This window comes from Brevundimonas sp. Root608 (assembly GCF_001427825.1).
Classification (GTDB): Bacteria; Pseudomonadota; Alphaproteobacteria; order Caulobacterales; family Caulobacteraceae; genus Brevundimonas.
The window spans coordinates 507706-531408 of the sequence record NZ_LMGT01000001.1 but is presented as its reverse complement, the minus strand read 5'-3'; the positions used below and the strand labels follow the sequence as shown (position 1 = coordinate 531408).

16 protein-coding genes are annotated in these 23703 nt (G+C 65.0%); 10 read left to right on the top strand and 6 right to left on the bottom strand.

Annotation, left to right across the window (positions count from 1 at the left end; genetic code table 11):
* Window positions 1-218: 218 nt before the first annotated feature.
* The 4 genes from asnB (ASD59_RS02460) to ASD59_RS02445 are packed head-to-tail and all read left to right on the top strand — an operon-like array spanning window position 219 to window position 5334.
* Window positions 219-2075 carry an asparagine synthase (glutamine-hydrolyzing) gene (gene asnB / locus ASD59_RS02460; RefSeq protein ID WP_200943548.1) on the top strand — a complete coding sequence of 619 codons (1857 nt, stop codon included), beginning with the start codon at window positions 219-221 and terminating at the stop codon, window positions 2073-2075.
* On the top strand, window positions 2072-2938 hold the full coding sequence (locus tag ASD59_RS02455) for an aldolase/citrate lyase family protein (RefSeq protein WP_156376900.1): 867 nt from the start codon (window positions 2072-2074) through the stop codon (window positions 2936-2938). The genes asnB (ASD59_RS02460) and ASD59_RS02455 overlap by 4 nt, the downstream gene beginning before the upstream one ends.
* Before the next feature lie 53 nt (window positions 2939-2991).
* Window positions 2992-4167 (top strand): hypothetical protein, encoded by a 1176-nt coding sequence (locus ASD59_RS02450; RefSeq protein WP_156376899.1) that lies wholly within the window; start codon window positions 2992-2994, stop codon window positions 4165-4167.
* Between the two features lie 15 nt (window positions 4168-4182).
* Entirely contained in the window at window positions 4183-5334 is a 1152-nt protein-coding gene (locus ASD59_RS02445; RefSeq protein ID WP_055827781.1) for a glycosyltransferase, read from the top strand.
* A 14-nt stretch (window positions 5335-5348) separates the two neighbouring features.
* Here ASD59_RS02445 and asnB (ASD59_RS02440) read toward each other — a convergent pair whose 3' ends face one another.
* From asnB (ASD59_RS02440) to ASD59_RS02430, 3 genes are read right to left on the bottom strand one after another with little or no spacing between them, the layout of a single operon-like run.
* Window positions 5349-7211 carry an asparagine synthase (glutamine-hydrolyzing) gene (gene asnB / locus ASD59_RS02440; RefSeq protein WP_055827777.1) on the bottom strand — a complete coding sequence of 621 codons (1863 nt, stop codon included), beginning with the start codon at window positions 7209-7211 and terminating at the stop codon, window positions 5349-5351.
* Complete coding sequence (locus ASD59_RS02435) at window positions 7211-8827, bottom strand: lipid II flippase MurJ (RefSeq protein ID WP_055827775.1); 1617 nt, start codon at window positions 8825-8827, stop codon at window positions 7211-7213. The genes asnB (ASD59_RS02440) and ASD59_RS02435 overlap by 1 nt, the downstream gene beginning before the upstream one ends.
* A 57-nt stretch (window positions 8828-8884) precedes the next feature.
* Window positions 8885-10831 (bottom strand): polysaccharide biosynthesis protein, encoded by a 1947-nt coding sequence (locus ASD59_RS02430; protein WP_055827772.1) that lies wholly within the window; start codon window positions 10829-10831, stop codon window positions 8885-8887.
* Between the two features lie 291 nt (window positions 10832-11122).
* Here ASD59_RS02430 and ASD59_RS02425 point away from each other — a divergent pair, with 291 nt between their 5' ends.
* The 5 genes from ASD59_RS02425 to ASD59_RS02405 all read left to right on the top strand — a co-directional run bounded on the left by ASD59_RS02425 (window position 11123) and on the right by ASD59_RS02405 (window position 17247).
* Complete coding sequence (locus tag ASD59_RS02425; RefSeq protein WP_055827770.1) at window positions 11123-11812, top strand: polysaccharide biosynthesis/export family protein; 690 nt, start codon at window positions 11123-11125, stop codon at window positions 11810-11812.
* A 133-nt stretch (window positions 11813-11945) separates the two neighbouring features.
* The gene (locus ASD59_RS02420; protein ID WP_082560017.1) at window positions 11946-14201 is read left to right on the top strand and encodes a GumC family protein; all 2256 of its coding nucleotides are present in this window, start codon (window positions 11946-11948) and stop codon (window positions 14199-14201) included.
* 68 nt (window positions 14202-14269) lie between these two features.
* Window positions 14270-15451: a hypothetical protein gene (locus ASD59_RS02415; RefSeq protein ID WP_156376898.1), complete on the top strand. Its 1182-nt coding sequence runs from the start codon at window positions 14270-14272 to the stop codon at window positions 15449-15451.
* A gap of 148 nt (window positions 15452-15599) precedes the next feature.
* On the top strand, window positions 15600-15827 hold the full coding sequence (locus tag ASD59_RS02410) for a hypothetical protein (RefSeq protein WP_156376897.1): 228 nt from the start codon (window positions 15600-15602) through the stop codon (window positions 15825-15827).
* Window positions 15828-15864: 37 nt separating this feature from the next.
* A complete protein-coding gene (locus ASD59_RS02405) occupies window positions 15865-17247 on the top strand; it encodes an O-antigen ligase family protein (protein ID WP_156376896.1) in 1383 nt (460 codons plus the stop codon).
* Between the two features lie 27 nt (window positions 17248-17274).
* On the opposite strand, the gene ASD59_RS02400 is transcribed toward ASD59_RS02405, so the two are convergent.
* Complete coding sequence (locus tag ASD59_RS02400; RefSeq protein ID WP_082560016.1) at window positions 17275-18096, bottom strand: metallophosphoesterase family protein; 822 nt, start codon at window positions 18094-18096, stop codon at window positions 17275-17277.
* A 171-nt stretch (window positions 18097-18267) separates the two neighbouring features.
* On the opposite strand from ASD59_RS02400, the gene ASD59_RS02395 reads away from it, so the two are divergent.
* Window positions 18268-19296 (top strand): M48 family metalloprotease, encoded by a 1029-nt coding sequence (locus tag ASD59_RS02395; RefSeq protein WP_055827753.1) that lies wholly within the window; start codon window positions 18268-18270, stop codon window positions 19294-19296.
* A gap of 23 nt (window positions 19297-19319) precedes the next feature.
* Here the strand turns inward: ASD59_RS02395 and ASD59_RS02390 are convergent, their stop codons facing one another.
* Window positions 19320-21524 (bottom strand): AGE family epimerase/isomerase, encoded by a 2205-nt coding sequence (locus ASD59_RS02390; protein WP_055827749.1) that lies wholly within the window; start codon window positions 21522-21524, stop codon window positions 19320-19322.
* A gap of 74 nt (window positions 21525-21598) precedes the next feature.
* Complete coding sequence (locus tag ASD59_RS02385) at window positions 21599-23617, bottom strand: S8 family peptidase (RefSeq protein WP_235561697.1); 2019 nt, start codon at window positions 23615-23617, stop codon at window positions 21599-21601.
* Window positions 23618-23703 lie beyond the last annotated feature (86 nt).

Genomic DNA, 23703 nt, shown 5'->3' with positions numbered 1-23703 from the left:
CGATGTAGCCTAATGAGATCGAGTATTGTAGGGACCTTGGTCTCACCCGGCTGCCCCCCCCTGTAAGCATGAGGCCCCGTGCTCGATTGTATCGACGCTGACCAGCGGACAGACGTCGGACCGGCTTTCGTCCCGAGTACCGACCTCGAGTGTTTGCAGCAAGCCGGAGGTCCCCCTCTCGGAGAGCCGTTGGGCACGGTGACCGAGCGCGTTCAAAGTTGCAGCAAGGCTTCAATCTGATGTGTGGCATTTTCGGAACCTTCCATTTCGGGCGGGGCGCAACAGATCGCGCCACGCTCGATGCGATGGCTCGATCAATCGGCCACCGTGGCCCCGACGCCACCGGCTGCTTCTCCAATGACGACACCGCCTTGGGCAACTGTCGGCTTTCAATTCTCGACCTCAGCGAGGCGAGCAATCAGCCGCTGCTGTCCGACGACGGCGAAGTGGTCATCGTCCAGAACGGCGAAATCTATAACTTCATCGAACTGCGTGAGGAGCTTCAACAGACGGGAGCCCGGTTCAATACGTCCGGTGACACGGAAGTCTTGCTGCGCGCCTACGAGCACTGGGGTCCGGAGTTCGTCAGACGCCTGAACGGGATGTTCGCCATTGCGGTTTACGACGGGCGACAAAGGACCTTGCGCCTGTATCGAGACCGCTTGGGCGTGAAGCCGCTGTATCTGGCGGGTGGAGACGGTGACCGTCTCTGGTTCGCTTCGGAGATCAAGGCGATCCTCACGACGGGGTATGAGGTCAGGCCCGATCTCGCAGCGTTCGCTCAATACTTTGCCCTGAACTACGTCCCTCAGCCGCGCACGGTCTTCGAGGGCATCAGGCATCTCCCGCCGGGCTGCATGGCCGAGATCAGCGCCCTGGGCGGCCTGAAGATCAGCCGCTACTGGGACCTCGCGACCATCCAGCCCCGAGCCGGCATGTCGGAAGGCGAGGCGAAAGAGGGGATCCTGGCGCTGTTGGACGACGCCACCCGGATTCGCATGCGCTCGGATGCTCCCTTCGGAGCCTTCCTGTCCGGCGGGCTCGACAGCAGTACGGTCGTGGGCTTCATGAGCCGACACGCGCGTGAACCCGTGCGAAGCTATTCCATCGGCTTCGACGATCCGCGGTTCGACGAAACCGAGTACGCAGTCGAGGCCGCCCGTCTTTTTGGCGCCGATCACCGGACCGAGCAGATGTCGAACGACGGCGTCGATCGGTGGCCCCGCTTTATCTGGCACTGCGACCAGCCTCACGGCGACGTGTCATTCATTCCGACCGACCAGGTCTCCAGCCTTGCCGCGCGGGACGTGAAGATGGTCCTGACCGGCGATGGCGGCGACGAGCTGTTCGCTGGCTATGAGAAGTATCTCAACATCTTCCCGAACGGACAGACAGACCACCTCGGCCCTGGGTGGGAGGAGGGTTTTGCGCGCGATTCGGGTCTTCTACTGCCTGGTCAGGATGAGGGGCTGCTGATCGGCGCATTGCACGAAGCCTTCCGGGATACCCGTCCTCATCAGGCTTTGACCGATGAGATTCGTCGCGCCGACCATCAGGATCCGATCAATCGTGTGTTGATGGCGGAAACGCTGACCCTGCTGCCAGGCAACAACCTGGTGAAGCCCGACCGGATGGCGATGGCCAACTCGCTGGAGGTCAGATCCCCGTTCCTTGACTACCGGCTGGCCGAGTTCGCCTTCTCCATTCCCGGCCACATGAAGTTGGCGGGGGGCCAGACGAAGGCGATCCTGAAGGACGCTGTGGAGCCTATGTTGGGTCGCGCCCTCACCCGCCGCTCCAAACAGATGTTCACGGTGCCGGTGGGCGAGTGGTTCCGCCAGAAGCTCGCCGGATACTGCAGGGAAATGCTGTTGGACGGGCGGTTGGGAGCACGGGGCCTCGTCGCAGAGAGCGCGGTTCACGACATGCTGAATGCGCATCTTTCAGGCGTCGCCAACCATACCCGGCAGTTGCGGGCGCTGATTTCCCTCGAGATCTGGTTCCGCCTGTTCGTCGATCGCGATCCCCAATCGCTCGCGCAGGCGACCGCGACCCCGCCAGGGGGGGCGACGTGACCCGCACGAGCTCGAAGCCGGAGCCCGGGCCGCTTCAATTTCTGATGATCGTGAACGACCCGGACATCGCGCGCTACGTCTTCGGGCATGGCGTGACGCGCCTGTTCATCGACCTTGAGCATCTGGGGAAAGACCAGAGACAGGGTCACCTGGACACCTGGAAGAGTCGCCAGACCCCCAATGATCTCAGTCGAATTCGGGATGCCGCGCCTGACGCTCATCTGTTGGTCCGTATCAACCCGCTGAACGCCGGCAGCCGCGCAGAGATCGATGACGTCCTGGCGCGCGGGGCGGACAGCGTCATGCTGCCCATGTTTCGAAGTCGGGACGAACTGGCGCGATTCGTGGACTTGCTTGCGGGCCGGGTCGAAGCCCTGCCGCTGGTCGAGACGGCCGGGGCGCTGTCGGCGGTCCCCGAAATTCTGCGGACCGTTCCACTCACCGCACTGCACATCGGCCTCAATGACCTTCACCTCGATCTCGGCATGGACTTCATGTTCGAACCGCTGGCCCAGGGCCTCCTTGAGGAGCCGTGCGCGGCGCTGCGTCAGGCCGGCGTGCCATTTGGGCTGGGTGGGATCGCCCGCGCCGGGGAGGGCCTGGTTCCGCCAGAACAGATCTTGGGTGAGCATGTTCGTCTTGGCTCGACGGCGACGATCCTGTCGCGCGGCTTCCATAACGGCGCCGCCAATCTGGCGGAACTGCTCGCGGCGAACTTCGATTCCGAGGTCGCCAAGCTGCAGGCGATCTATGCCGGGTTCAACACAGCAAGCGCCGCTGAGCTGGAGCGGAACCGGGTCGATTCGGCCAGGGCGATAGAAGCGGTGGCGGCCGAGCGGCGGCATCGCCGGTCGGCGTCGTGACCGTTCGACCGCCGCGCATCCTTATGGCCGCCTATGGTGGGGGGCATGCGGCGATGATCGCGCCCGTCGCCAGGGGCCTTCGAGCGCTCGGCGCGGATGTCGATCTGGTCGGATTCACAACCGCGCGCGCCGCCTTTGAACGCGCCGATCTTGAAGCGGGGTCGGTAATCAAAATGCTCGACCCGGATCCTGCCGCCGACGCACCCTACCGGGAAGCGGCGCTGACGCTTCTGACAGGCGACGGCCACGCCGATGTCACGCGTGAAGAAACCGAGGCCTATTTCACGATCGGCCTGAGAGACCTGGCCGAACAACTGGGTCTCGACGAGGCTATGCGCCGGGTGCGGATAGAAGGTCGCAAGGCCTTTTTGCCTGTCTCGGCGATGGAACGCTATCTTCTGCAAACGAAGCCCGATCTGGTGATCTCGACCACCAGTCCGCGGTTCGAACTCGCTCTCCTCCGGGCCGCTCGCCGCCAGGGCATCCCTTCTGTAGCGATGGGGGACCTTTTCCTGGTCGATGAGCGCGAGTGGATCCTGTCAGGCGATTACGCCGACCACCTGACGGTGATCAGTCCGGTCGTTGCGGAAGAGCTGGCGCGCGACGGCCTGGTCGGAACCCAAACCCACGTAACCGGAAATCCGGCGTTCGACACAATGAGGCCGCGACCGGACGACGGCGCGCGCCGCGACGCGCTTCGTCTTCGGCTGGGACTGTCGGATCGCACTGTCATTCTCTGGCCCGCTGCGCAGCTGGGAGCAGTGGCGAGCGATCAGCGCCCCTACGCCCGGCCCGACGAGGTCGTTGCCGCGATGGAGCGCATCTGCGAGCGGGATCCGGGTTTCGCCTACCTGCTGCGACCCCACCCGAATGCACCGTTTGAAATGCCGGAAGGGGCCCGGAACGGGGTGCTGGACCTTGGAATTCTGACCCCGGAGGAAGCCTTGCTGACGGCAGACCTTGTCTGCGTCGAGGTCAGCACGATGGGACTTCAGGCCGCTCTCCTCGGAAAACCTGTTGTCTGCGTCACCTTCGCCCACGAAGCGGGTTTTCCGCGGTATGGCCTGGCGCAAGTCGTCGAGTCGCTCGATGGGGCCGTAGACCTGATCGCCGGGCGGCGCTTTGCATTGCCCTCGAAGGACTTTTCAATGCCGCCGTTAGGCTCCGCGACCTCGAACGTCATCCGGTTGCTGCAGCGCCTTGCAGCCTCGATCGACGGCCTCCACTAGCATCAGAGGACTATCATGCACATTCTCGTCATCCGGTCGAACCTGCCGGATATGGGGCCAGGCACCCAGGCCCTGACCGTGGCCAAACAGATGCGCGCCAGAGGCCACACGGTGTCGTTCGCGACCAGCGGCGGCGTTCTCATGCCGCTGGTGATCGAGGCCGGCTTTGCCGTACACGTCATCCCCGAGCTGGCTCATGACCGGCATGATCCGGTGAGCGTGGCCAAGGGCATCGCAGCCTTGGCCCGAATCATCCACCGGGAACGACCAGACGTGATTCATGGTCACAACGCCGCAGCAACCATCTGCGGTTGGCTCGCGGGATTGACTGTGGGGACCAGACTACCCTGTGTGACGAGCGTGCGCGGCGTGGAGGAGCGAGCGTCACACAACTGGCGGAACCAGGTCTGGCAGCGGGTTCCCGGCATCCTCCTGGGCGTCTGTGAGAAGACCCGTCAACGGCTCATCAGTTTCGGAGTGCCATCCGAGAAGATCGTGGTCACCTACAATGGGGTGGACACCACTCGTTTCGTGCCCAGTACGCGGCAACGCGCCGATCAGCGAAAGTCGCTCGGCCTGACCGACGAGGTGGTCGTGGGGTCGGTCGGCGCAATGGTCGCCTTCCCTGGGGAGGAAGGGGCGGGCAAGGGTCAACACCTGCTGGTACGCGCGGCGGCAAAGCTCAAGGACAAGCACCCCCGCCTTCGGGTTCTCCTCGTCGGCGACGGCAGCGGACGCCCTTCGGTCGAGGCCGTTACGCGGGAAGTCGGGATGGAGGATCGGGTGATCTTCGTCGGGCAACGCTTCGACACGCCCCAGCTGCTCGACGCCATGGACATCTATGCGTTGGCCTCCACGCAGGGAGAGTTCTTTCCGAACTCCATCGTAGAAGCCATGTGCATGAGCCTTCCGTGGATCGGCAGCGACATAGCCGGCCTCGGCGAGCTTACTGCGGAAGGGGAAGCCGGGTGGGTGACCCCGATCGGCGACGTCGATGCCCTCGCCGTCAATCTGGACAGGCTGGTCTCCGATCCCGAGCTACGGCGCTCAAGGGGAGAGCGAGCACGACGCGAAGTCATGGAACGACTAACGATCGAGAAGGTCACAGACCGAATTCTGGGTGCGTTCCGGGCGGCAGGAGCCAAGCCGGAGGTCGTCGGCGGCTGACGCAGTCAGATGGCCTATTTCAACCCGTGACGGTCCATCCAGGTGTGCAGCGCCAGAAGGCTCCATATCTGGCTGGAGTGTTCGGCGGCGCCCGACATGTGCTGGTCGACCAGGCGCTGCACGGCGGACACGGGCAACAGTCCCGCTGCGGGGCGATCTGTTGACAGCAACCGTTCGTGAACCAGGCTCGAGAGCTCGCCCCGAAACCAGCTTGTGAGGGGAACACGGAACCCGTGCTTGGGTCGCTCGGCGATACTTGCGGGCAGGCGCCGGCCCAACAGTTCGCGGAGCGGCAGCTTGCCCCGAGCTCCTCGCCGCTTCTGCGAGAGCGACATGGCCCTGGCGATCGAGACGACCTCAAGGTCGAGCAGAGGCACCCTGCATTCCAGGCTGGCCGACATGGAAACGTGATCGGTTTTCGGCAACATTTGCCCGACCAACTCTCCCGCGAAGTCCGCCTCCAGCATCTTGTCGCCGTCGTAAGCGACGTTACGGGCCCAGTCCGGCAACTCAGGTTGCGGATCGAGCTCTCGCCCCCGCAATCCCGAAAACGGCCCCGAGAAGTAGTTTTCGTCATCGATCAGATCGAAACCCACTCGCGCCCGGCGAAGAAATTCCGCAACGCCGCTGGCGGGGGCCTGCGGCAGAAACGCCGAAGCCGCTCGCAACGGGCTACGGATTGCGCCCGGCAATCCTCTCCATTGCTGCTTCCAGCCGGTCCACTGATGCCTCGGATAGCCGGCGAACAGTTCGTCACCCCCGTCTCCTGACAGGCAAACAGTCACTTGCTCGCGGGCGAAACGCGATAACAGCAGCAGGGGAAGGCAGGCCGGGTCGGCGATCGGCTGGTCCATTGCCGACAGGGCGTCGTCCAGGCTCTCCGTCAGCACCGTGCCGGTGACTTCGCACTCGTGATGTCGTGTCGAGAAATGAGAGGCGACGGCACGCGCGACATCGGCTTCATTCGCGGCCGCGACGCCATGACCCTCGCCAGAAAAACGAACGGTGAAGGTCAACGGCTCGAGACCCATCTCGGCAGCCAGCGCCACCAGCAAACTCGAGTCCACGCCTCCTGACAGGAAGAAGCCGAGCGGTACATCGGAGATCATCTGGCGCCGGACGGCCGCCCGAAGCGCGGCCTCGAGGTCTTCGACCGTCGCCGACTCCGCCTTCGCGGGCAGTGGCTGGGGCTCGAGAACATCGATTGCGCCGGTTGCCGAATGTATCCGCAATCGCCCGCCGCGAGGAATCTTGCGCACGCCCCTGAGCAGGGTGCGCGGCGCGGGGGTCCAGCCCAGGGCCAGATACTGGGCAACAGCCTGCTCATCCAGTTCGGGGGTTTCGCCAAGTGTCTCAAGCGCCGCGATTATGCCCCGGAGTTCCGACGCGAACACGATGGCCGACCCGGTTTCAGCTACGTAAAGCGGCTTGATCCCTATGGGGTCGATCGCCAGGGTCACGACCTCGGACCCGCCTGTCTGTTCCAGACGGGCATAGGCATACATTCCGTTAAGACGCCGGTCCGCCGCGTCACCCTCCAGCACATGGCCGGCCAACACGACCTCGGTGTCAGACCGGGTCTGGAAGTTCCAGCCTCGCGCTGCCAGATCGGGCCTGAGATCCTGAAAGTTGTAGATTTCGCCGTTGAATATCAACGTCGTCCGGCCATCCGGAGCCGACATCGGCTGAGCGCCGCTTTCGACGTCAATGACCGCCAGCCGAAGGTGGCCCAAGGCGACGCGCTGGCCGAGGTGCACACCCTCCCCGTCGGGGCCACGATGCTTCATGGCTGCCATCATTACCCGCGTGACACGTTCCGACGCGCCGGCTTCGATCTTCTGATCCGGCCGCCACACGACGCCGCATATCCCGCACATCAGTGTCTTCCCAGAAGCTTCGCCAGCCGGGACCGCCAACCGGCGGACGACAACAGGCTCCTAACAGCGCCGGAATAGGCGAAACTGAGCCCGACGCCCACCGCAATGTTCAACAATGCGATCCCCCCCCATGCCATGACGACGAGCACCGGGTGTGTCAGACCGAGCGCGGCCACGCTCCCCGCGGCAATGAATACCGCCGCGAACACGGCGATCAATCGAAGCGTCCTCGGCGTCACGCCGGAGACGCTGAACCCAAGCCCGGACCGGACGAGGATCACGGCATAGGCGGCGACCTGCAATGTCAGCCCGCCGATCGTCGCCCAGGCCAGGCCGTTCAGCCCGAAACGGGGGGCCAGCACCATGCTGAAACCGATCTTGATCGGAAGCACGGCCAGACTGGTCCAGACGATCCAGCGGGTCTGTCTGTGAAGAACGAGAATACGTGCGAGTATTAAGGCGGCGCTGATGGTGAGGACAGAAAAGCCATAGATCTGGGTCAGTTGGTTAAGCGCTGCTGCATCCGCCGGAGCCATCGAGCCGGTTCGGTAAATGAGGGCGGTGGCTTGAGGCGCGAAGAAGACCAGGACCGCCACCGGTGCGGCAAGCAGGCTCAGCAAGGCCGCGGCGTCAGGGGCGACCGCCTTGCGCCATGCGCCGGACCCATCCTCGGCCAAGGCGCGCGCCCAGCGGGGTTCGAGAATGATGAATGCTGACGAAACGAGCAGCATGTTGGTCAGATTGGCCAATCGGCTCGCATAGCTGATCAAACCGATTCCGCCCGGGCGGACCGTCGAAGCGAAGTAGAAATCTATGTAAACGTACAACTCCCCGACCAGGACTGACAGGACCAGCGCCAGGACTGCGCCCCAGTAGGCCTTTCCGTGGGGCAGGGTGATCGGCCTTGAAGCCTTCCCCTTGAGAAATCTCCACAAGCTCGAGACCGCATCGCGCGGCATGACCGAAACTTGCAGCCCCACCACTGCCATCGCGCCGACCGACAGGCCCGCGATCATTCCTTGCGCCGCTCCGGTGGGGCCGTGCCAACGGAATCCCAGAACCAGGCCCGCCAAAGCCGTCAGATTAGTGACCAGCTGGGGCACCGAATACCACACGCCGTTTCCAGTCAGCCTGTTCACCAGGCTGGAAAATTCTGAAAGCGTCAAAAACAGGGGGGCAACCACACTGAGGGCGAGGAGATCCCGAAACAGCTGCCGGGCCTGACTGTCGAAGCCTGGCGCGGCGAGGGCGATGATCTGATCGGCGAACAGCCACAATCCCACCCCGTATGCAGCTGTCGCGGACGTGGCCCACAGGGCAGCATGCAGAAACAGGCGGGCAGCCGCCTCGGCCGTTTCCTCTGACTCCACCCGATAGATTCGCGCCACCAGCGCCGGGACGACGGCCCCGGCGACCAACACCGTTTCCAGCAGCCATATCAGTTGGAAGGTCAGCAGCAGGGCGTCGGCGTAGATGGTAGCGCCGAGCAGAGCCGCGATCTGCTGGACCCGAACGAAGCCCAGCAGCTTTGCCACCAGCGAGACAACAAGGGTCAGCACCACCAGGACGCGGGTACGATCGGTGCCCGGGCGGATGAAGAGGGATGCATCAGACATCGGTCCCCCTTCAAGCCAAGGGCGGAGAGGCGAGCGCTGTTCCGTGGGCGGAGCCGGTCAGGACCGGCTTGCCCGGGTATCGGGAACAATGCTCATCGGGCGAGGTTTTCTGGGCCGCCTGACATCGACACCGCGGATGGCCTCAATGGCGCCGGCGATCGCTTCGCGAGTGCGAGGCTCGTCGCGACGCTTGGCCACCGCTATCAGATCCCTGACGTCGGCTTCGGTCAGATCGGGGGCGCTGGCAGTGCGAATCTCCATGATGCCTGGAACGCACTCCGTTACGCTTTCTCCTTCATCAAAAAGGATCTCCGACAACTTTTCGCCCGGCTTGAGACCGGTGAACTCGATCTCGATGTCGATGTCGGGCACCTTGCCGCTCAGTTCAATCATCTGCCGCGCGAGGTCCGCAATCTTCACGGGCTGTCCCATCTCGAGCAGGAATTTGCTTGGCTCACGCCCGGATTGACTGGCCTTGATCGCACTGCTGTGCAGCACCAGTTGGACGGCTTCCGGAATGGTCATAAAGTAGCGGTCGACATCGGGATGGGTCACGGTGACCGGACCGCCGCGCGCGATCTGGTCACGGAAGATCGGCACGACCGACCCGGCTGATCCGAGGACGTTGCCGAAGCGGACAGCCGACAATCGGGTCTTCCCCGATGCGGTTAGGTCAAGAAGTGTTTCCGCAATACGTTTGGTCGCGCCCATCGTGTTGCTGGGGGCCACGGCCTTGTCGGTCGAGATCAGCACAAACTGGGCAGCCCCGGCCTTGATCGCCGTCGTCATCACGTTCGAGGTGCCCAGCACATTGGTCAGTACGCCCTCGGCGGGATTGCCCTCAACAAGGGCGACATGTTTGAGGGCGGCGGCGTGAAACACAATGTCCGGCCGTTCCTGGTGCATGATTTCGGTAACTCGATCCTCGTCCCGCACGTTTGCAAGAAGGGCGCGCCGCGAGCCGGAAGGATAACGCTCGGCCAACTCGCGATTGATCTCGAAAAGCAGAAACTCCGAATGATCAACCAGACTGAGATGAGCGCAGCGTAACGCCGTCAGCTGACGCGCCAGTTCCGAACCAATGCTTCCGCCCGCCCCGGTCACCATCACGCGGCGGTTCTCGATGAGTGCGGTGATGGGCCCTGGGTCCAGACGAACGGGCTCGCGCGGGAGAAATTCCTCGAGGGAAATTTCCCGCAACCTGTTTGATCCGCCGCCGTCCACCTCATTCAGGCCGATCAGCGATTGCGGACGCAGCAACGCGTGCCCGGCGGCCCGGAGACGGCCGATCCGTTCAGCGGTGAACCCCATCTCTGCGACCGGTTCCGCGAGAAAGAGAATAGAGGGCGGGCGCTGGGATTCCTTCCCGCGCATAGCCAGGACCTTTTCGAGATTCGCGTACCCCGCGACACAGGGTACGTCGTGCAGCTTCAGACCCTGCTCCTGGAGGTTCGGCGTCAGAACGATCTCGGGCCAGTAGCCCCGGTCCGCGTCAGATCTCAAATGTCGAACATGTCTTTCGGCTGCGGCGAGCGGTCCTACGATCACAAGGGCCTTGCCATGCGGAGCCTTGCCCCGCCACCAGGACGGCAGGATGTTTGCGGCCAGGTTTCGGTCGTACACGAGCCGCCAGGACAAGCGCAGTCCGACGAGAAATGCGAAGCTCAATCCCCAGGCCAACGGCAGCACGGATCGAGGCAGATCCACCCCTCGATCGAGGATGAAAATCAGAAGAACAAACACCAGCGCCGTGACGATGGTGTTCCGTAGCAGAACGACTACCTCCCGCGCCGAGGCAAAACGCCAGGCTCCGCGCTCGGTTTGGGAAACCAGCTCAATAGCGCCCGCGATGAGGGCGTAGAGAGCCGCCCAGCCGATGACACGCTGTGCGTCGTCGTTCGTCAGCCACCAGTCAAGATCAAGCGCGCGCCGCATTTGATACGCAAGCAGAAAGGCGCCCATCACCACAAGAAGATGGGTGGTGAACTTCAAAACTCGAAACATCGCGGCCTCTCTTCTGAAACCCCGGTTTGGCTGTGACCGGCTTTCGGAACCAGCGGTCACTACATGTTGAATGTTCTGACCGCCACCCCTCGAGGCCTGACGGGTCATCAGATCGGTCGCCAGCGCAATCGAGCGTGACTGGACAGCCCGAAGCCGCCGCGGACGCATCACCCGCCATAACGCTGAACCAGCCTTTGCCTTCAGAGCGTCCGTGTCGTAGACCGCTGGGGTCGTCGGTGAGACCGGTGGCTATCATATTGTAACCCCTCAGTCTCAAGCTGGATTATCTTGATGCGTCTTCCCTTCATGGCTCTTTTGGCGGTGCTGGTTGTCGGTTGCGCTGGCGCGCCCCGCCAGGCTTCGCCCGAGGTGGCGACGACGGTGAACGCCGACGCGCTGCAGGTCAGCGCCGCAACGGCCTCGGACCCGGAATACCGTATCGGACCGTCGGACAAACTGAATGTCGCGGTGTTCCAGATTGAGGACCTCAGCTTCGAGGAAATCTTTGTAGACGCCTCCGGCAACCTGCAGATGCCGATGATCGGAACGATAAAGGCTGCCGGACTCACGCCTGAGGACCTGTCCCGCGAGATGGAGCGACTCCTCCGGGAACGCTATCTGCGGAATCCCCAAGTGAGCGTCACGGTCATAGAAGCGGCCAACCAGAAGGTGACGATCGACGGAGCGGTGACCAAGCCCGGCGTCTATCAGATGCGGGGCCGCACAACCCTGCTGCAGGCCGTCGCAATGGCGGAGGGACCTACCCGCGTCGCAAATCTTTCCAGCGTCGCGGTTTTCCGGACTGTAGAGGGACGGCGAATGGTCGCCTTGTTTGATCTTGGCCAGATCCGGGGTGGTCAGATGACAGATCCCTATCTTCAGGGCGACGATATCGTCATTGTCGATACCTCCCGTCTCAGCGTCACCCTGCGAGAGATTCTCGCAGCGCTTCCGGGGCTGGCTGTCTTCAGCTATCTGTAGGGTCAGCGGAATGGCGGCGAGGCTGCCAACGTGACGCGTGTTCATCGGGCCGGCGGGAAAACTCGCGCTCACTACGTCCATACGCTAGAGGCGTGTAGGGCATCGTATCCAAGTCAAAACTAGGTAATCAAGAATGTTCGGCGAAGGCGACGCTGCGAAACAGGGCGGAATTTTCAGGGGTGCCGCTGCCCCCGGGCCGTTTGGCCCGGTCGATACACACCGCGCCCCGATGTTCGGCGGAAACGAGGCGACATTCGATATCGCGGAGTATTGGCGACTCGCGGTCAAGCACCGCTTCCTGATCCTCGGCTCCCTGATCGCGGCCCTGGTTCTGGGCGCGGTGGCGACACTCCTCATGACGCCAATCTACCGGGCGTCGGCGACACTGCAGATCGATCGGGAATCGGCGCGGGTCCTGAATGTCGACGAAGTGCAGCCCCGGGAATCCATGGTCCAGGGCGAAGAGTTCTTTCAGACACAATACGGCTTGTTGCGCAGTCGTTCGCTCGCCGAGCGTGTGGTCGATTCTCTGGGCCTGGCGAACTCGGACGCCTTTCTGGAGCAGATGAAGGTCGAGCCGCCGGCCGAAGAGGGCACGGCGGCCGCCCGGGCGGCCCTTCGCCGTGAGGTAGTGGTCCAGACCCTGCTCGGCAATCTCGACGTGGCGCCTGTGAGGGGGTCGCGGCTGGTCGTCGTCTCGTTCGAAAGCGCCGACCCCCGTCTGGCCGCTCGTGTAGCGAACGCATATGGCGAGAATTTCATCCAGGCCAATCTCGATCGCCGGTACGAATCCTCGGCCTACGCCCGCACTTTCCTGGAAGACCTGATCGCCCAGACAAAGACGAAACTCGAAGCCGCTGAACGGCAATTGGTCGCCTACGCCGCCGCCCAGCAAATCATCAACGTCCGCGAAGCGGATAGCGCCACCGGCGCCGAATCCCAGTCCCTGGCCTCGGCGAACCTTTCCAGCCTCAACAACGCCCTCGGCGTTGCCCGGGCAGCGCGCCTTGCGGCCGAAGCAAAATGGCGGCAGGCATCCGGCGCGCCCTTGATGAGCCTCCCCGAGGTGCTTCAGAATCCGGCCATCCAGCGTCTGGCGGAAGAGCGGGCGAAAGTGGACGCCGAGTATCAGCAAAAGCTGCAAGTCTATCAGCCTGCCTGGCCGGAAATGGTCCAGCTCAACGCGCGGCGCGAAGAGCTGGATAGCCAGATCAATACGATTGCCGGGTCGATCCGGAACTCCATCCGCGGTCAGTATGTCGTGGCTGTCGGCGAGGAGCGCGGCCTGCAGAACCAGGTGGAGGGGCTGAAAGGCCAGGTTCTCGACCTGCGGGACCGAAGCGTTCAGTACAACATCCTTCAGCGCGAACTGGACACCAGCCGGACGCTCTATGACGGGCTTCTGCAGCGATACAAGGAAGTCGGCGTGACCGGCGGCATCGCTTCCAACAACATTTCGATCATCGATCAGGCAGAAATTCCGGGAAGTCCTTCCGAGCCCCGTCTGTTGCTCAACCTCCTCCTCGCGGCCCTGTTCGGCATGGGGCTTGGCGTCGCCGCCGCCTTCATTCTGGAAGCACTGGACGAGACGTTGGCGTCGCCCGACGACGTGGAATCCAAGTTGGGCCTCCCCACCCTCGGCGTCATCCCGCTGCTGGACCGAGGCGAGACTCCGGCCACGGCCCTGAACGACGTAAGGTCCAATTTCTCCGAGGCCTATTATTCGTTGAGAACTGCATTGCAGTTCTCAACGCCGAACGGCGCGCCTTCGACAATACTGGTCACCAGTTCCAAACCCGCTGAAGGCAAGTCCACCACCGCCTACGCCATGGCGGTCAATCTGGCTCGTCTCGGCCGGCGCGTGCTGCTTGCCGACGGGGATCTCCGGAACCCGTCTATGCACCGCGTGATGGGCGTCGAGAACGACGTGGGGATGAGCAATCTGCTGTCGGGCTCTGCCGACCTGCAGACGCTCGCCAAGCCCACTTCCCAGCCGAACCTGGACTTCATCCCCTGCGGCCCGCTCCCGCCAAACCCCGCGGAACTGTGGGGCGGGGATCGCTTGAAGCTGGTGCTCGCGGAGGCCGAAGGCGTCTACGACCACATCGTAATCGATGGTCCGCCCGTCCTGGGTTTCGCAGATGCGCCGCTGCTCTCTTCGGCCGTCAGAGGAACGCTGTTCGTTCTGGAATCCAAAGGCACCCGACGGGCCCAGGCTCGCGGCGCCCTTCGCCGGCTGTCGATCGGGGGCGGTCGGATTCTCGGGGCCGTTCTGACCAAGTTCAATACCAAAACGGTCCAGTACGGCGGCTATGAGTACGCCTACGACTATAATTACGGCCCTGGCTCCGAAGGGAAGGACAAGAGCCGTAAGGCCAAAAAGCGGTGATTAAGGAGGTCGCCAACCGCCGGGGGCCGGGGAGGTTCCCGGGCGAGAGGCTGCTTTGGTATGGCTGCGTGGTTGCCGCCGTGTGGCTGGGCTGGGAGATCGTCAAGGTTCCGGTTGCAGACCGTGCGGCGCCAGCTCTGGCGGTGAGGCTTTCGCCCGCCTCCCCCGAAGTTCTTCGCAAGGCGGCCGAGAGCGAGTTCGCCCAGAAGCGCTTTGAAAACGCCAAGGCGCTGGCGGACGAATCCCTGTCGCGAGCGCCCTTCAACGCCCGCGCCTTGCGGGTCAGGGGTTTGGTCGAAGCTCAAGACGCTGGTGAACAGCGCGCCGATGATATCCTCACCTTGGCGGGAAACTGGAGCTTGCGCGACGATCCCGCACACGCCTGGTTGATGGAAAACCGCCTGCGCCGGGGGGACTATGGTTCGTCCTTCGCGCACGCCGATACCTTGGTCAGGCGCAGGGAAGACCTGCAACCGCAGGTGTTTAACCTGTTCACGACGGCCGCCCTGTCGGATCCCCGGTCGACGCCGCACCTTACCCGCCTTCTGGCGGCCGGCCCGTCCTGGCGTCCCGCGTACCTGAACTCCCTTCATGCGCGAGAGGACGGCGATCCGGTCCTCGCGTCGCTGGCGATCGCCCTTCAGCCCTCCGCCCGGCCCTTTACCGATTCCGAGCTGGGCCATCTTTATCGAATGTGGGCCTCGGAAGGCCGTTATCCGGGCATTCGTTTCCTGCGGGGTCAACTCAACCGTCCTGCGGTGGGACAGGCATTGCAGAACGGCGACTTTAGCCAGGAAGCAATTCCCGATTTTCTGCCATTCGGATGGCGCCTGGGAACCGCGGCGGGGATTTCGGTCCAGATTACCGAGGACGACGTGCGACAGGACGATAATGCTCTCCGCGTGGAGTATGACGGGCGCCGCAACGATGTCTTCGCCGAGCAACTCCTGGTTCTGGACGCCGGCCCGCACGTCCTGACCGGACAACTTCGCGTGGAGACGGCGACCCAGGACGTTCGCATGCAATGGCGAGTGCTGTGTGCAGAATCCAGCGTGGTAATCGGAGAAGCCGGCGTGGATGCCTCGCGGGCCGTCGGTGGAACCTGGCGAGCCTTCAGTATCCCTATCGCCGTGCCGGGCGAGAATTGCTCAGCCCAATGGCTGCGCCTTGAGGCCGTTCCGGGTGACCGCCGGACACAAAGCGTTGTGTGGTTTGATCGTTTGCGGATCAGCGCCGGTCGCCGGCCCTGATCCCGCCTGACCGGGAACAGAACCGCCCGAACCAACCTTTTAGTGGCGGACGGGCACTTTTCCGCCTTGCCGCTCCGATTGATTGAACATATAGAATACAGCCGAATGATTGGCTCCAGGGCCAAATTCACCACAGAAGGGGATTGAGATGCGTAAGACTATTGCTGCCGTTACGGCGGGTCTGTTGCTCGTTGCCGGCCAGGCCGCCGCGGCTGGTTCCAGCGATGTTGGCGCTCGCGTTGGCGATCGCGTCGGCGCCTCGGCCGGAGAAGCAAGTGAATTTGCCGGCATTCCGCTGCCGGTTCTGCTGATCGGCACTGCCGTTCTGATCGCCACGATCGTGGTCGCGACCGACGACGACAGCGAAAGCGACTAAGACTGTTCTGGACGCATAGAAAAGCCTGTAACTTTTCGTGCGCTACAGATTGAGGTTAAAGGACCAGCAAAGTCTCGCCGCTATCGCGGCGATGGTTTTGCTGGTTTTTGCTGTGCTGTTTGGCGGAGCCAGCCGGGCTCACGAGCTCCGTCTGGCGCTTGTTGAACTGGCCTCCTTACCGCTTCTCGTTTTTGCTTTTGGCCAAATGTCCCAATCGGATGGATGGCGCATCCATCGATTCAGCCTGGCTCTTCTGGGTGGTCTGGCGGCCCTTCCCCTGATCCAGATCCTGCCCTTGCCACCGGGCCTGTGGACCTCGCTCCCGAACCGCGAGCAATTGGTCCTGGCGCTCGATCTCGCGGGCCTCCCTGCTGGATGGTCTCCTTGGTCTCTGACCCCGGACAAGACTTGGCGGTCCTTCCTGGCGCTCCTTCCGCCCGTCAGCATGTTCCTCGGCGTCCTTGTCGTGACGGCGGAGTCCCGACGTCGGCTCGTCTATGCGATACTGGCGGCTACGACGGCGGCGATCATGCTCGGTACGGCGCAACTCGCCAGCGGGGGGGAGCAACTCTATCCCTGGCGCACGACCGACGCGGGAGCCGTCGTGGGCTTCTTCGCGAACCGCAATCATCTGGCCACCCTCTGTCTCATCGCACTGCCCTTCGCGGCGGTTCTCGGAGCGCGGGTCATGCGGCGCGGCCGCGGCTCCAACCCCTGGGCTCTCTGGCTATCCTTGTTGCTGATGGGCCTGATCGTTGTTGCGCTCGGGGTCATCCGGTCGCGGACGGGGATTCTGTTGCTGGCCCCGGTACTCATCGCCAGCCTGCTCGCCGCATGGACCGCCGCAGGCCGTGGACGGCCTCACGCGTTTCTATGGGGCGCAGCGGGCGTTTCCGCCGCGGCAATCACGGCCGTTGGCGTTCTCGCCCTGGGACCGATCCTGGACCGCTTTGACCGTTTGAGCGCAACGGAAGGGCGGCTGGAGAACTGGCCAATCGTCACCGCCGCTGCGGAGGCGCATCTGCCGTTTGGCTCGGGCATCGGATCGTTTGACGCGGTGTTCCGCTCGGTTGAGCCGCTCGCCCAACTTGATCCGACCTTCTTTAACCAGGCGCACAACGACTATTTGGAGACATGGCTCGAAACCGGCTGGTTCGGACTCGCGTTGATGGTCGGTTTTCTTGCATGGTTTGCACGACGGGCCTTCAGTGCGTGGCGGGGCGAAGTCGGAACCGATCGGGACCTGCAGCGCGCTTCGACCATCGCCATAGTCGCGGTGCTGGCTCACTCCGTGGTCGATTATCCCCTGCGGACCGTGACAATCGCCACCATCTTCGCCGTGTGTTGCGCGATTCTTGAGCTGGCCGGGCGAACGGACGGGGACGGAGCTGCACGCCGGACCGAGCGGGGGCGGGTCTGACTCCGCCGGTCTTGTCTGCAGCCGGCGTCAGACGGCGCTGAGGCACGAACCGTTTACCGAGACCGAGTCTCCTTCCGGGTCTTTCGTGGCCTGGATCAGCCAACGACTTTCGCCGGAGAAACGAACTGCGGACAGGACGCCAGAAGCGTAGGCCTTGGTGTCGAGTCCTATTCTTCTGTGGTCCGAGTGAACGAACCGCGTTGGCGTATGCCCGTGAACGACGACGCGCTCGAAGGCCGTTTCGCTGTCGAGAAATGAATTCCTGATCCACATGAGGTCCCGGGAGGTTTGGCGGTCCAGGGGCTGTCCCGGCCGAGCGCCCGCGTGAACGAAGAAGTAGTCCCCCACCGTGATGGAGAGTTCGAGGCTCTCGAGAAAATGGCGTTCAGGCTCGGCAAGCATGTGATCCAGGTCGGCGCTGACGCGTGCCCAAGCCTCGGGCTTGTGTCTGAGGTGAGGCAGTTTCAGGCCATAGGAGGCCAGGGTCGCTTCTCCGCCAAACTCGCACCACTGGACGCCGACGGATGGGTCCTGCAGAAAATCCAGCATCGTCCTCTCATGGTTCCCCATCAGAAAACGCCACTCGATCCCCTCCCCCCCGTCCAGCTCGGTCAGAAACCGGATCACGCCGCGGGAGTCTGGCCCGCGGTCGATATAGTCGCCCAGGAAAATTACCATTTTGCGACCGCGCGCCGCGCGCGCCTCGTCACGGATCGCGCTCACGAGAGCATCCAGGAGATCCAGCCGACCATGGACGTCGCCGATTGCCCATATGGTCTCGCCAGCCGGGACCGCCGGCCTGGTGGGGGAACCTGACGGGACTTTACGCTTCAGAAATCGTGAGATCATGCTTCACAAAAGCTCGCGCTCGGCGCGTGTCCGGTAGCATACGTCATGGGACCAGCTCTTATCGCCTTCTTGTGTCGGTAACGTGGTCCGCCGCCAGCCACGGATAGACGCCGGGGCCCCGCATGTCCATTGTGTCTTGAACGTCTGCAAGACGTCGGCCATGACGGGCAAATGGGTTTCGCGCTCTCTTCTGCTGAGCAATACCGTCGGTCCTCCAAGCGGATGCTTGTGATCGCGATGGCGGCCGTTGCGGCGGCCTGCAGTCCTGCGCGCGTGGGGGAAGCCCTGGACTCCCGGCCTGGCGACAATGGTCCCCAGGCCCGGCTGATGGCGTTGACGGGGCTTGACCAGAGGGTTGCTGATGCTGCGTGGCGACTGAGTCTGGCTAATGCGGCCTTGTGCCCACTGACGCGCCAGTCTGCGGGGTGGATGCTGCATTCCGCCAACCAGTACAGCCGGGAACTTAGACCTTTTGCCGAAGCCACGTTCGGCCTGACCGGCGACTTGCCGGGCATTCTCGCCGTGCCCGATGGTTCCCCCGCAGCGGCTGCGGGGCTCGGCGTCGGCGATCTGATCATGGCCGTAAACGGCCGTAGCCTCGGCCAGGGCGTGATTGGCGGCGGGCCCTCCATCACCGGTCTCGATCATCACCAACAGCAAATCGACCGGGCTTTGGCAGAGGGGCCCGTGGTGCTCTCCGTCAGCAGGGACGGCGAGAGCCGGATAGTCAGGCTCGAGCCTCGGACCGCATGTGGCTACGACGTTCAGGTCAATCCATCGGACGAACTGAACGCTCGCGCCGACGGTCGGCGATTGTACATAACCAGCGCCATGGCAGCCTATGCGGCCAGCAGGGAGGACCTGGCCCTGGTGCTCGGTCACGAGCTTGCCCATCACGTGCTCGGGCACCGCGTGTGGCACGAAGCGGGGGAGTACGGACGTCAGACCGGCCGCCCAAGCATCACCAGCGAAGGTGGCTCGGAACGCGCCGCCGACCGGGCGGGGCTGTATCTGATGGCACGCGCGGGCTTTGATACTTCGGGCGCTGCGGCTTTCTGGCGTGCCTTCGGGCGGGCGAACTGGCGTGTCCGGTTTCCACAGCTGAATCATCCGACGGCTGAAACTCGTGCATCGGCGCTGGAGGCCGTTCACCGCGAGATCGAACTCAAGCGGGCGACTGGCGGCGAACTCCAGCCCTGACTCTGCCGCACCGCTGAACAGACTCACGCCGGCATGGACAGCCCGGATTCGGGCAGAACCCCCGCCGACGCCCTCGCCTGCTCCCACGCGACCATGATGTGGTACAGTGAACTGGCCGGTGCGGGCTCGTCGACGAAGCCGCCGTCGGCCCGCATCTTGTCGCGCCACAGGCCCGACGGCTCGAGATAGCGCTGCAGCCCCGCCATCGCCTTGCGCGCGTCGTCCAGCAGCAGAATCCGGCGACCGCCTTCGGCCGTCTCCGCCAGGATCAGCGCCGCCTTCAGCCGCTCGGTCTGTGGCCACAGCCGAGCCTGATCCGAGCGCACCGAAAGGTCGTCGTTCAGGGCGTCCATGGCCACGCCGCGCCCCTGATCCACGCCGCGCGCGCCGATGTCGTAAAGTCGAACCGCCGCCTCCCGAGCCCATGTGTCGCCGCGCAGCCGGCTCCAGCGCGTCAGCAGCCAGGCCCACTCGAACTGATGCCCCGGCTCGATCAGCCGGCCGTCGTCGGCCGGCGCCGGCCGCCATTCGGCGTCGAAGAACTCGCGCAGGAAGCCGGCCTTCGCGTCGATGAAGGCGCGCCGGGCCAGGGCGACGATCTCGTCGGCCATCTCCCCCCATCCGCCCTCGGGCTCGATCGCCTCCCACGCCAGACAGGCTTCGAGCAAGTGCATGTGGGCGTTGGCCTGATACGGATGATCGCCCGTCTCACGCCATCCACCCGCGGGAGCCCGCAGGGCCGCGAGGGCGTCGCGCAGGGCCTCGGCCCGCTCGGCCATCATGTCGGCAGCGATGCCCGCCCTGGCCGCGGCGGCGAAGGCGAACAGGGCGAAGGCCTGGTCATAGAGGGTGGCGCTGTCGTCCAGCACCGCGCCGTCCGCCGACACCCTGGTCCGGTACAGACCGTCGGCGCGCCGGTTGGTCGCCTCGAACCGTTCGAGGCCCCGGGTCACCAGCGTCCGCCATGGCCCCGCCCAGCCGGCCGCGCCCGCGACCGCATAGACATAGGCCTGGCGCCCCTGCACCCGCGCCCTGCGGAAGTCGCCGACGGGCTGGCCGGAAAGGTCGATCGCCTCCCGGAAGCCGCCGTCCTCGTCCACGCCCAGGGCCGCCCAGACCGGCAGGGCGTTCAACCGCATCCAGCTGTCGAAATAGCGTGCGCGCTCCGCCAGCGTCCCGCCCGCCTCCCACCGGCCGTGCGCATGCGCCGGAGACACCTCGCGGAGCCGCTCGACCAGCGCCTTCACCTCCTGCGCCCGGTCCAGGCTGCAGACCAGGACGGCGTCGCGCTCGGCGATGATGGCCAGGTTGGTCGCGCCGACGGTGGCGACGACCATGCCTTCCGCCGCGCGCACCAGGCCGCTGTCGCCGTCCGCCGCGATCCAGACGCCGCGGCCGCCCGAGCCGGCCTGCGCGACCGCGTCCCAAGCCCCCAGGTCAGACCAGCGATAATCGACCGGCAGAACCGAGATCCGGCGGCTGTGCTCCATGACCGCATAGTCGATGGAGATCTTCGGCGCGGTCCGGAAGGCCGGCGACAGCAGGACGACACGGCCCGCGTCCCGGGGAACCGCCACGCGGGCGACACGGGCGACCTCGGGCGCGAAGGCGTCCAGCTCGTCGAGCAGGTCCGCGGCGCGCACCATGAAGTTGCCGCTGTTCCACAGATAGCCGTCGCGAACATGGCTTTCCGCCAGCGTCCGGTCCGGCTTCTCGACGAAGGCGGCCACGGGCGAGAGGCCGGGCCGCTCCGGCCGGATATAGCCATAGGCCGACGACGGCCCGGTCGGCCGGATGCCGAAGGTGACGATCCGCCCCGCCTCGGCCGTCGGCAGCGCCTCAAGCACCGCCCGCCGGAAGGCTTCGGCGTCGGGAATGTGATGATCCGACGCCACGAACAGCGCCACGCCGTCCGGCGCCTCGCGCGCGATCCAGGCGGCCGCGGCGGCCATGGCCGGGGCCGACTCCCGGCCCTCGGGCTCCAGCAGCACGGTGGCGTCCAGCCCGAGCGCCGCCAACTGATCATCGACGAAACCGCGGTGGGCCTGGCCCGATACGACCAGCAGCCGCCCGCCCCCTTGCGTCAGGGGCGCGGTCCGTCGGGCGGTTTCCTGAAACAGCGACAGGTCGCTGGCCAGGTCGATGAACTGCTTCGGCCGGGCCGGACGCGACGCGGGCCACAGCCGCGTGCCCGCTCCGCCGCACAGGATGACTGGAAATATCGCCACGCTCGCCCCCTCTCAGGAGCCATAGACGCGGGATTGGCCGACGGCAAACCCGCCCCGGCCCGCCGACCCGCGCCCTAGAACGTCTTCCCCCAGCTTCCCATCAGCGTCCAGGTCGTCGGCGACGACCGGACGTTCTGATCGTCCCGGGTGACCAGCGCCCGCAGATTCAGGGCCGACCCGTCGCCGAGCCGATGCACGCTGCCCAGCGACATGTCGATCTGGCGTCCGCTCGGCGTCGCCGAGAAGGTCCGTTCCGAGAAGGCCGGCGTATCGAAATAGCTCGCCGGCGCATCGGCCAGATAGGCGCTGAAGACCCCGCTTTCGGTGCGCAGCGGCTGGGCGATGGACCAGGTAAGGCTTTCGCAGGCGAAGCCGAGCCGGTGGCAGAAGGTGGTCAGGCCGAGCGCCCAGGTCGAACTCAGCGCCGTCTCGGACAGGCTCAGGAACCGGCCCTCCAGATCGGTGCGCGCCCAGCCCATCTCGGCGTTCAGGAACAGGTTGGAGCGCAGGGCGAACTGGCCCGACACCGAGCCGAAGGTGGTGTTGCTGGGCAGGGCGAAACCCGAGTCCAGCGGCGCATAGGAGCCCAGCGGCCCCATCTTCTCGTCCAGCCCGCCGACGGCGAAGCGCAGGCGGCTGGTCGGCGAGGCCTGCCAGTCGGCCACGAACCGCGCATAGCGGGAGACGTCCTCCTCGCGGGTCTGGAACGGCATGGCCCGGTCGCCGACGCCGGTGTCCGCGGTCAGCGTCACGGCGCCCAGCCGCACCGCGCCCAGCCAGGCCCGGTCGACCTGGGCCAGGGAGGCGAAATTGTCCGCCGCGCCGAGGGAGAAGGGCGAGCGCGCGCCGTTGCGGCCCTGCCAGACGGCGACCAGTCCGGGGCCGGCCGAGAACTCCATCATCACGTCCTCGCGCCGGCGTTCGTCCAGCCACGGGGTGATGACGCCGGTCGAGGTGACGAGGTCGTAGGCGCTGTCCTCGACGGCGGCGCTGGTCGTCAGCGACAGCGTCGATCCCATCGGGCCGGCGGTGGTCAGACGCGCCTGCTCGCGCGGCGCCTGGGGCAGCATGTTGGCGACGCCGCGCGGGGCGAGGCCGTAGCTGGCCGCCAGATTGACCCGGAACAGGCGGTCGAAGTCGTCGTGGCCCACGGTCTGCAGGCCCGGAGCGGAGCGGATCGCGTCGCCGAAGGCCCCGCCCGTGTAGGCGTAGCGTTGCGAGGTGACCGAGACGGTCTCGCCGCTCCTCATCGCCACCGCGGTCGAACCGATCGGCTGGAAGGCGCGCGCCAGATCCAGCAGGCCGCGCCCGTAGATCGGATCGACGCCGGCGTCGCCCGTGTCGCGCGCCGAGGTCAGCAGAATCTGGAGCGCCTGACGGCCCGTCAGGTTGGGGAAGGCGTCCAGCAGCAGGGCCAGGGCCCCCGCGACGGCGGGCGCGGAGAAGGAGGTGCCGTTGATCCGGTAGCAGACGGTCCCGTCGCAGTTGGTGATGACGTCCACGCCCGGCGCGCTGATGAATTCGTTGGCCGAGACGCCGGCCCGGTTCGAGAACCCGGCGATCTGGTTGGCGCTGTCGTGCGCGCCGACGACGATGATGTTGCCGAGGAACCGCGGATCGGTGGCGTAGCGGCCCGGCCATTCGGGGCTGGGGCCGGATTCGTTGCCGGCCGCGATGGCGAAGACCAGCCCGGCGTTCACCGCCCGCTGCATCGCCGCCTCGAACACGCCCCCGAGCGGTGTGTCGCCGCCCAGCGACATGTTGATGATGCGGACGTTGTTGGCGATCGCATAGTCGATGGCGCGCGCCAGGTCGGAAGACCGGAAACAGACCGTATCGTCCGGATCGGTGCAGTCGCTGATGTCCGAACGGATGGAAATGACGGTGGCCTCATAGGCCACGCCGATGGTGCCGAAGCCGTTGAAATTGGAGGCGACCACGCCGGACACCATCGTGCCGTGGGCAGGTGCTCCGTTGGTTCCGACCGTCCCCGTGGGGGTGTTGCGGCCGGGAACAACGTCGGTCGACAGAGGCGATATCCTTCCCACGAGATCGGCCTGATTAAAGTCGATCCCCGAGTCGATGACCCCCACATTTATGCCCAGACCGGTCGCGCCCGTGTCCCAGGCGGCGATCGCATTGATGTTTGCGACCCCATAGTTCCGCAGATATTCCGCCG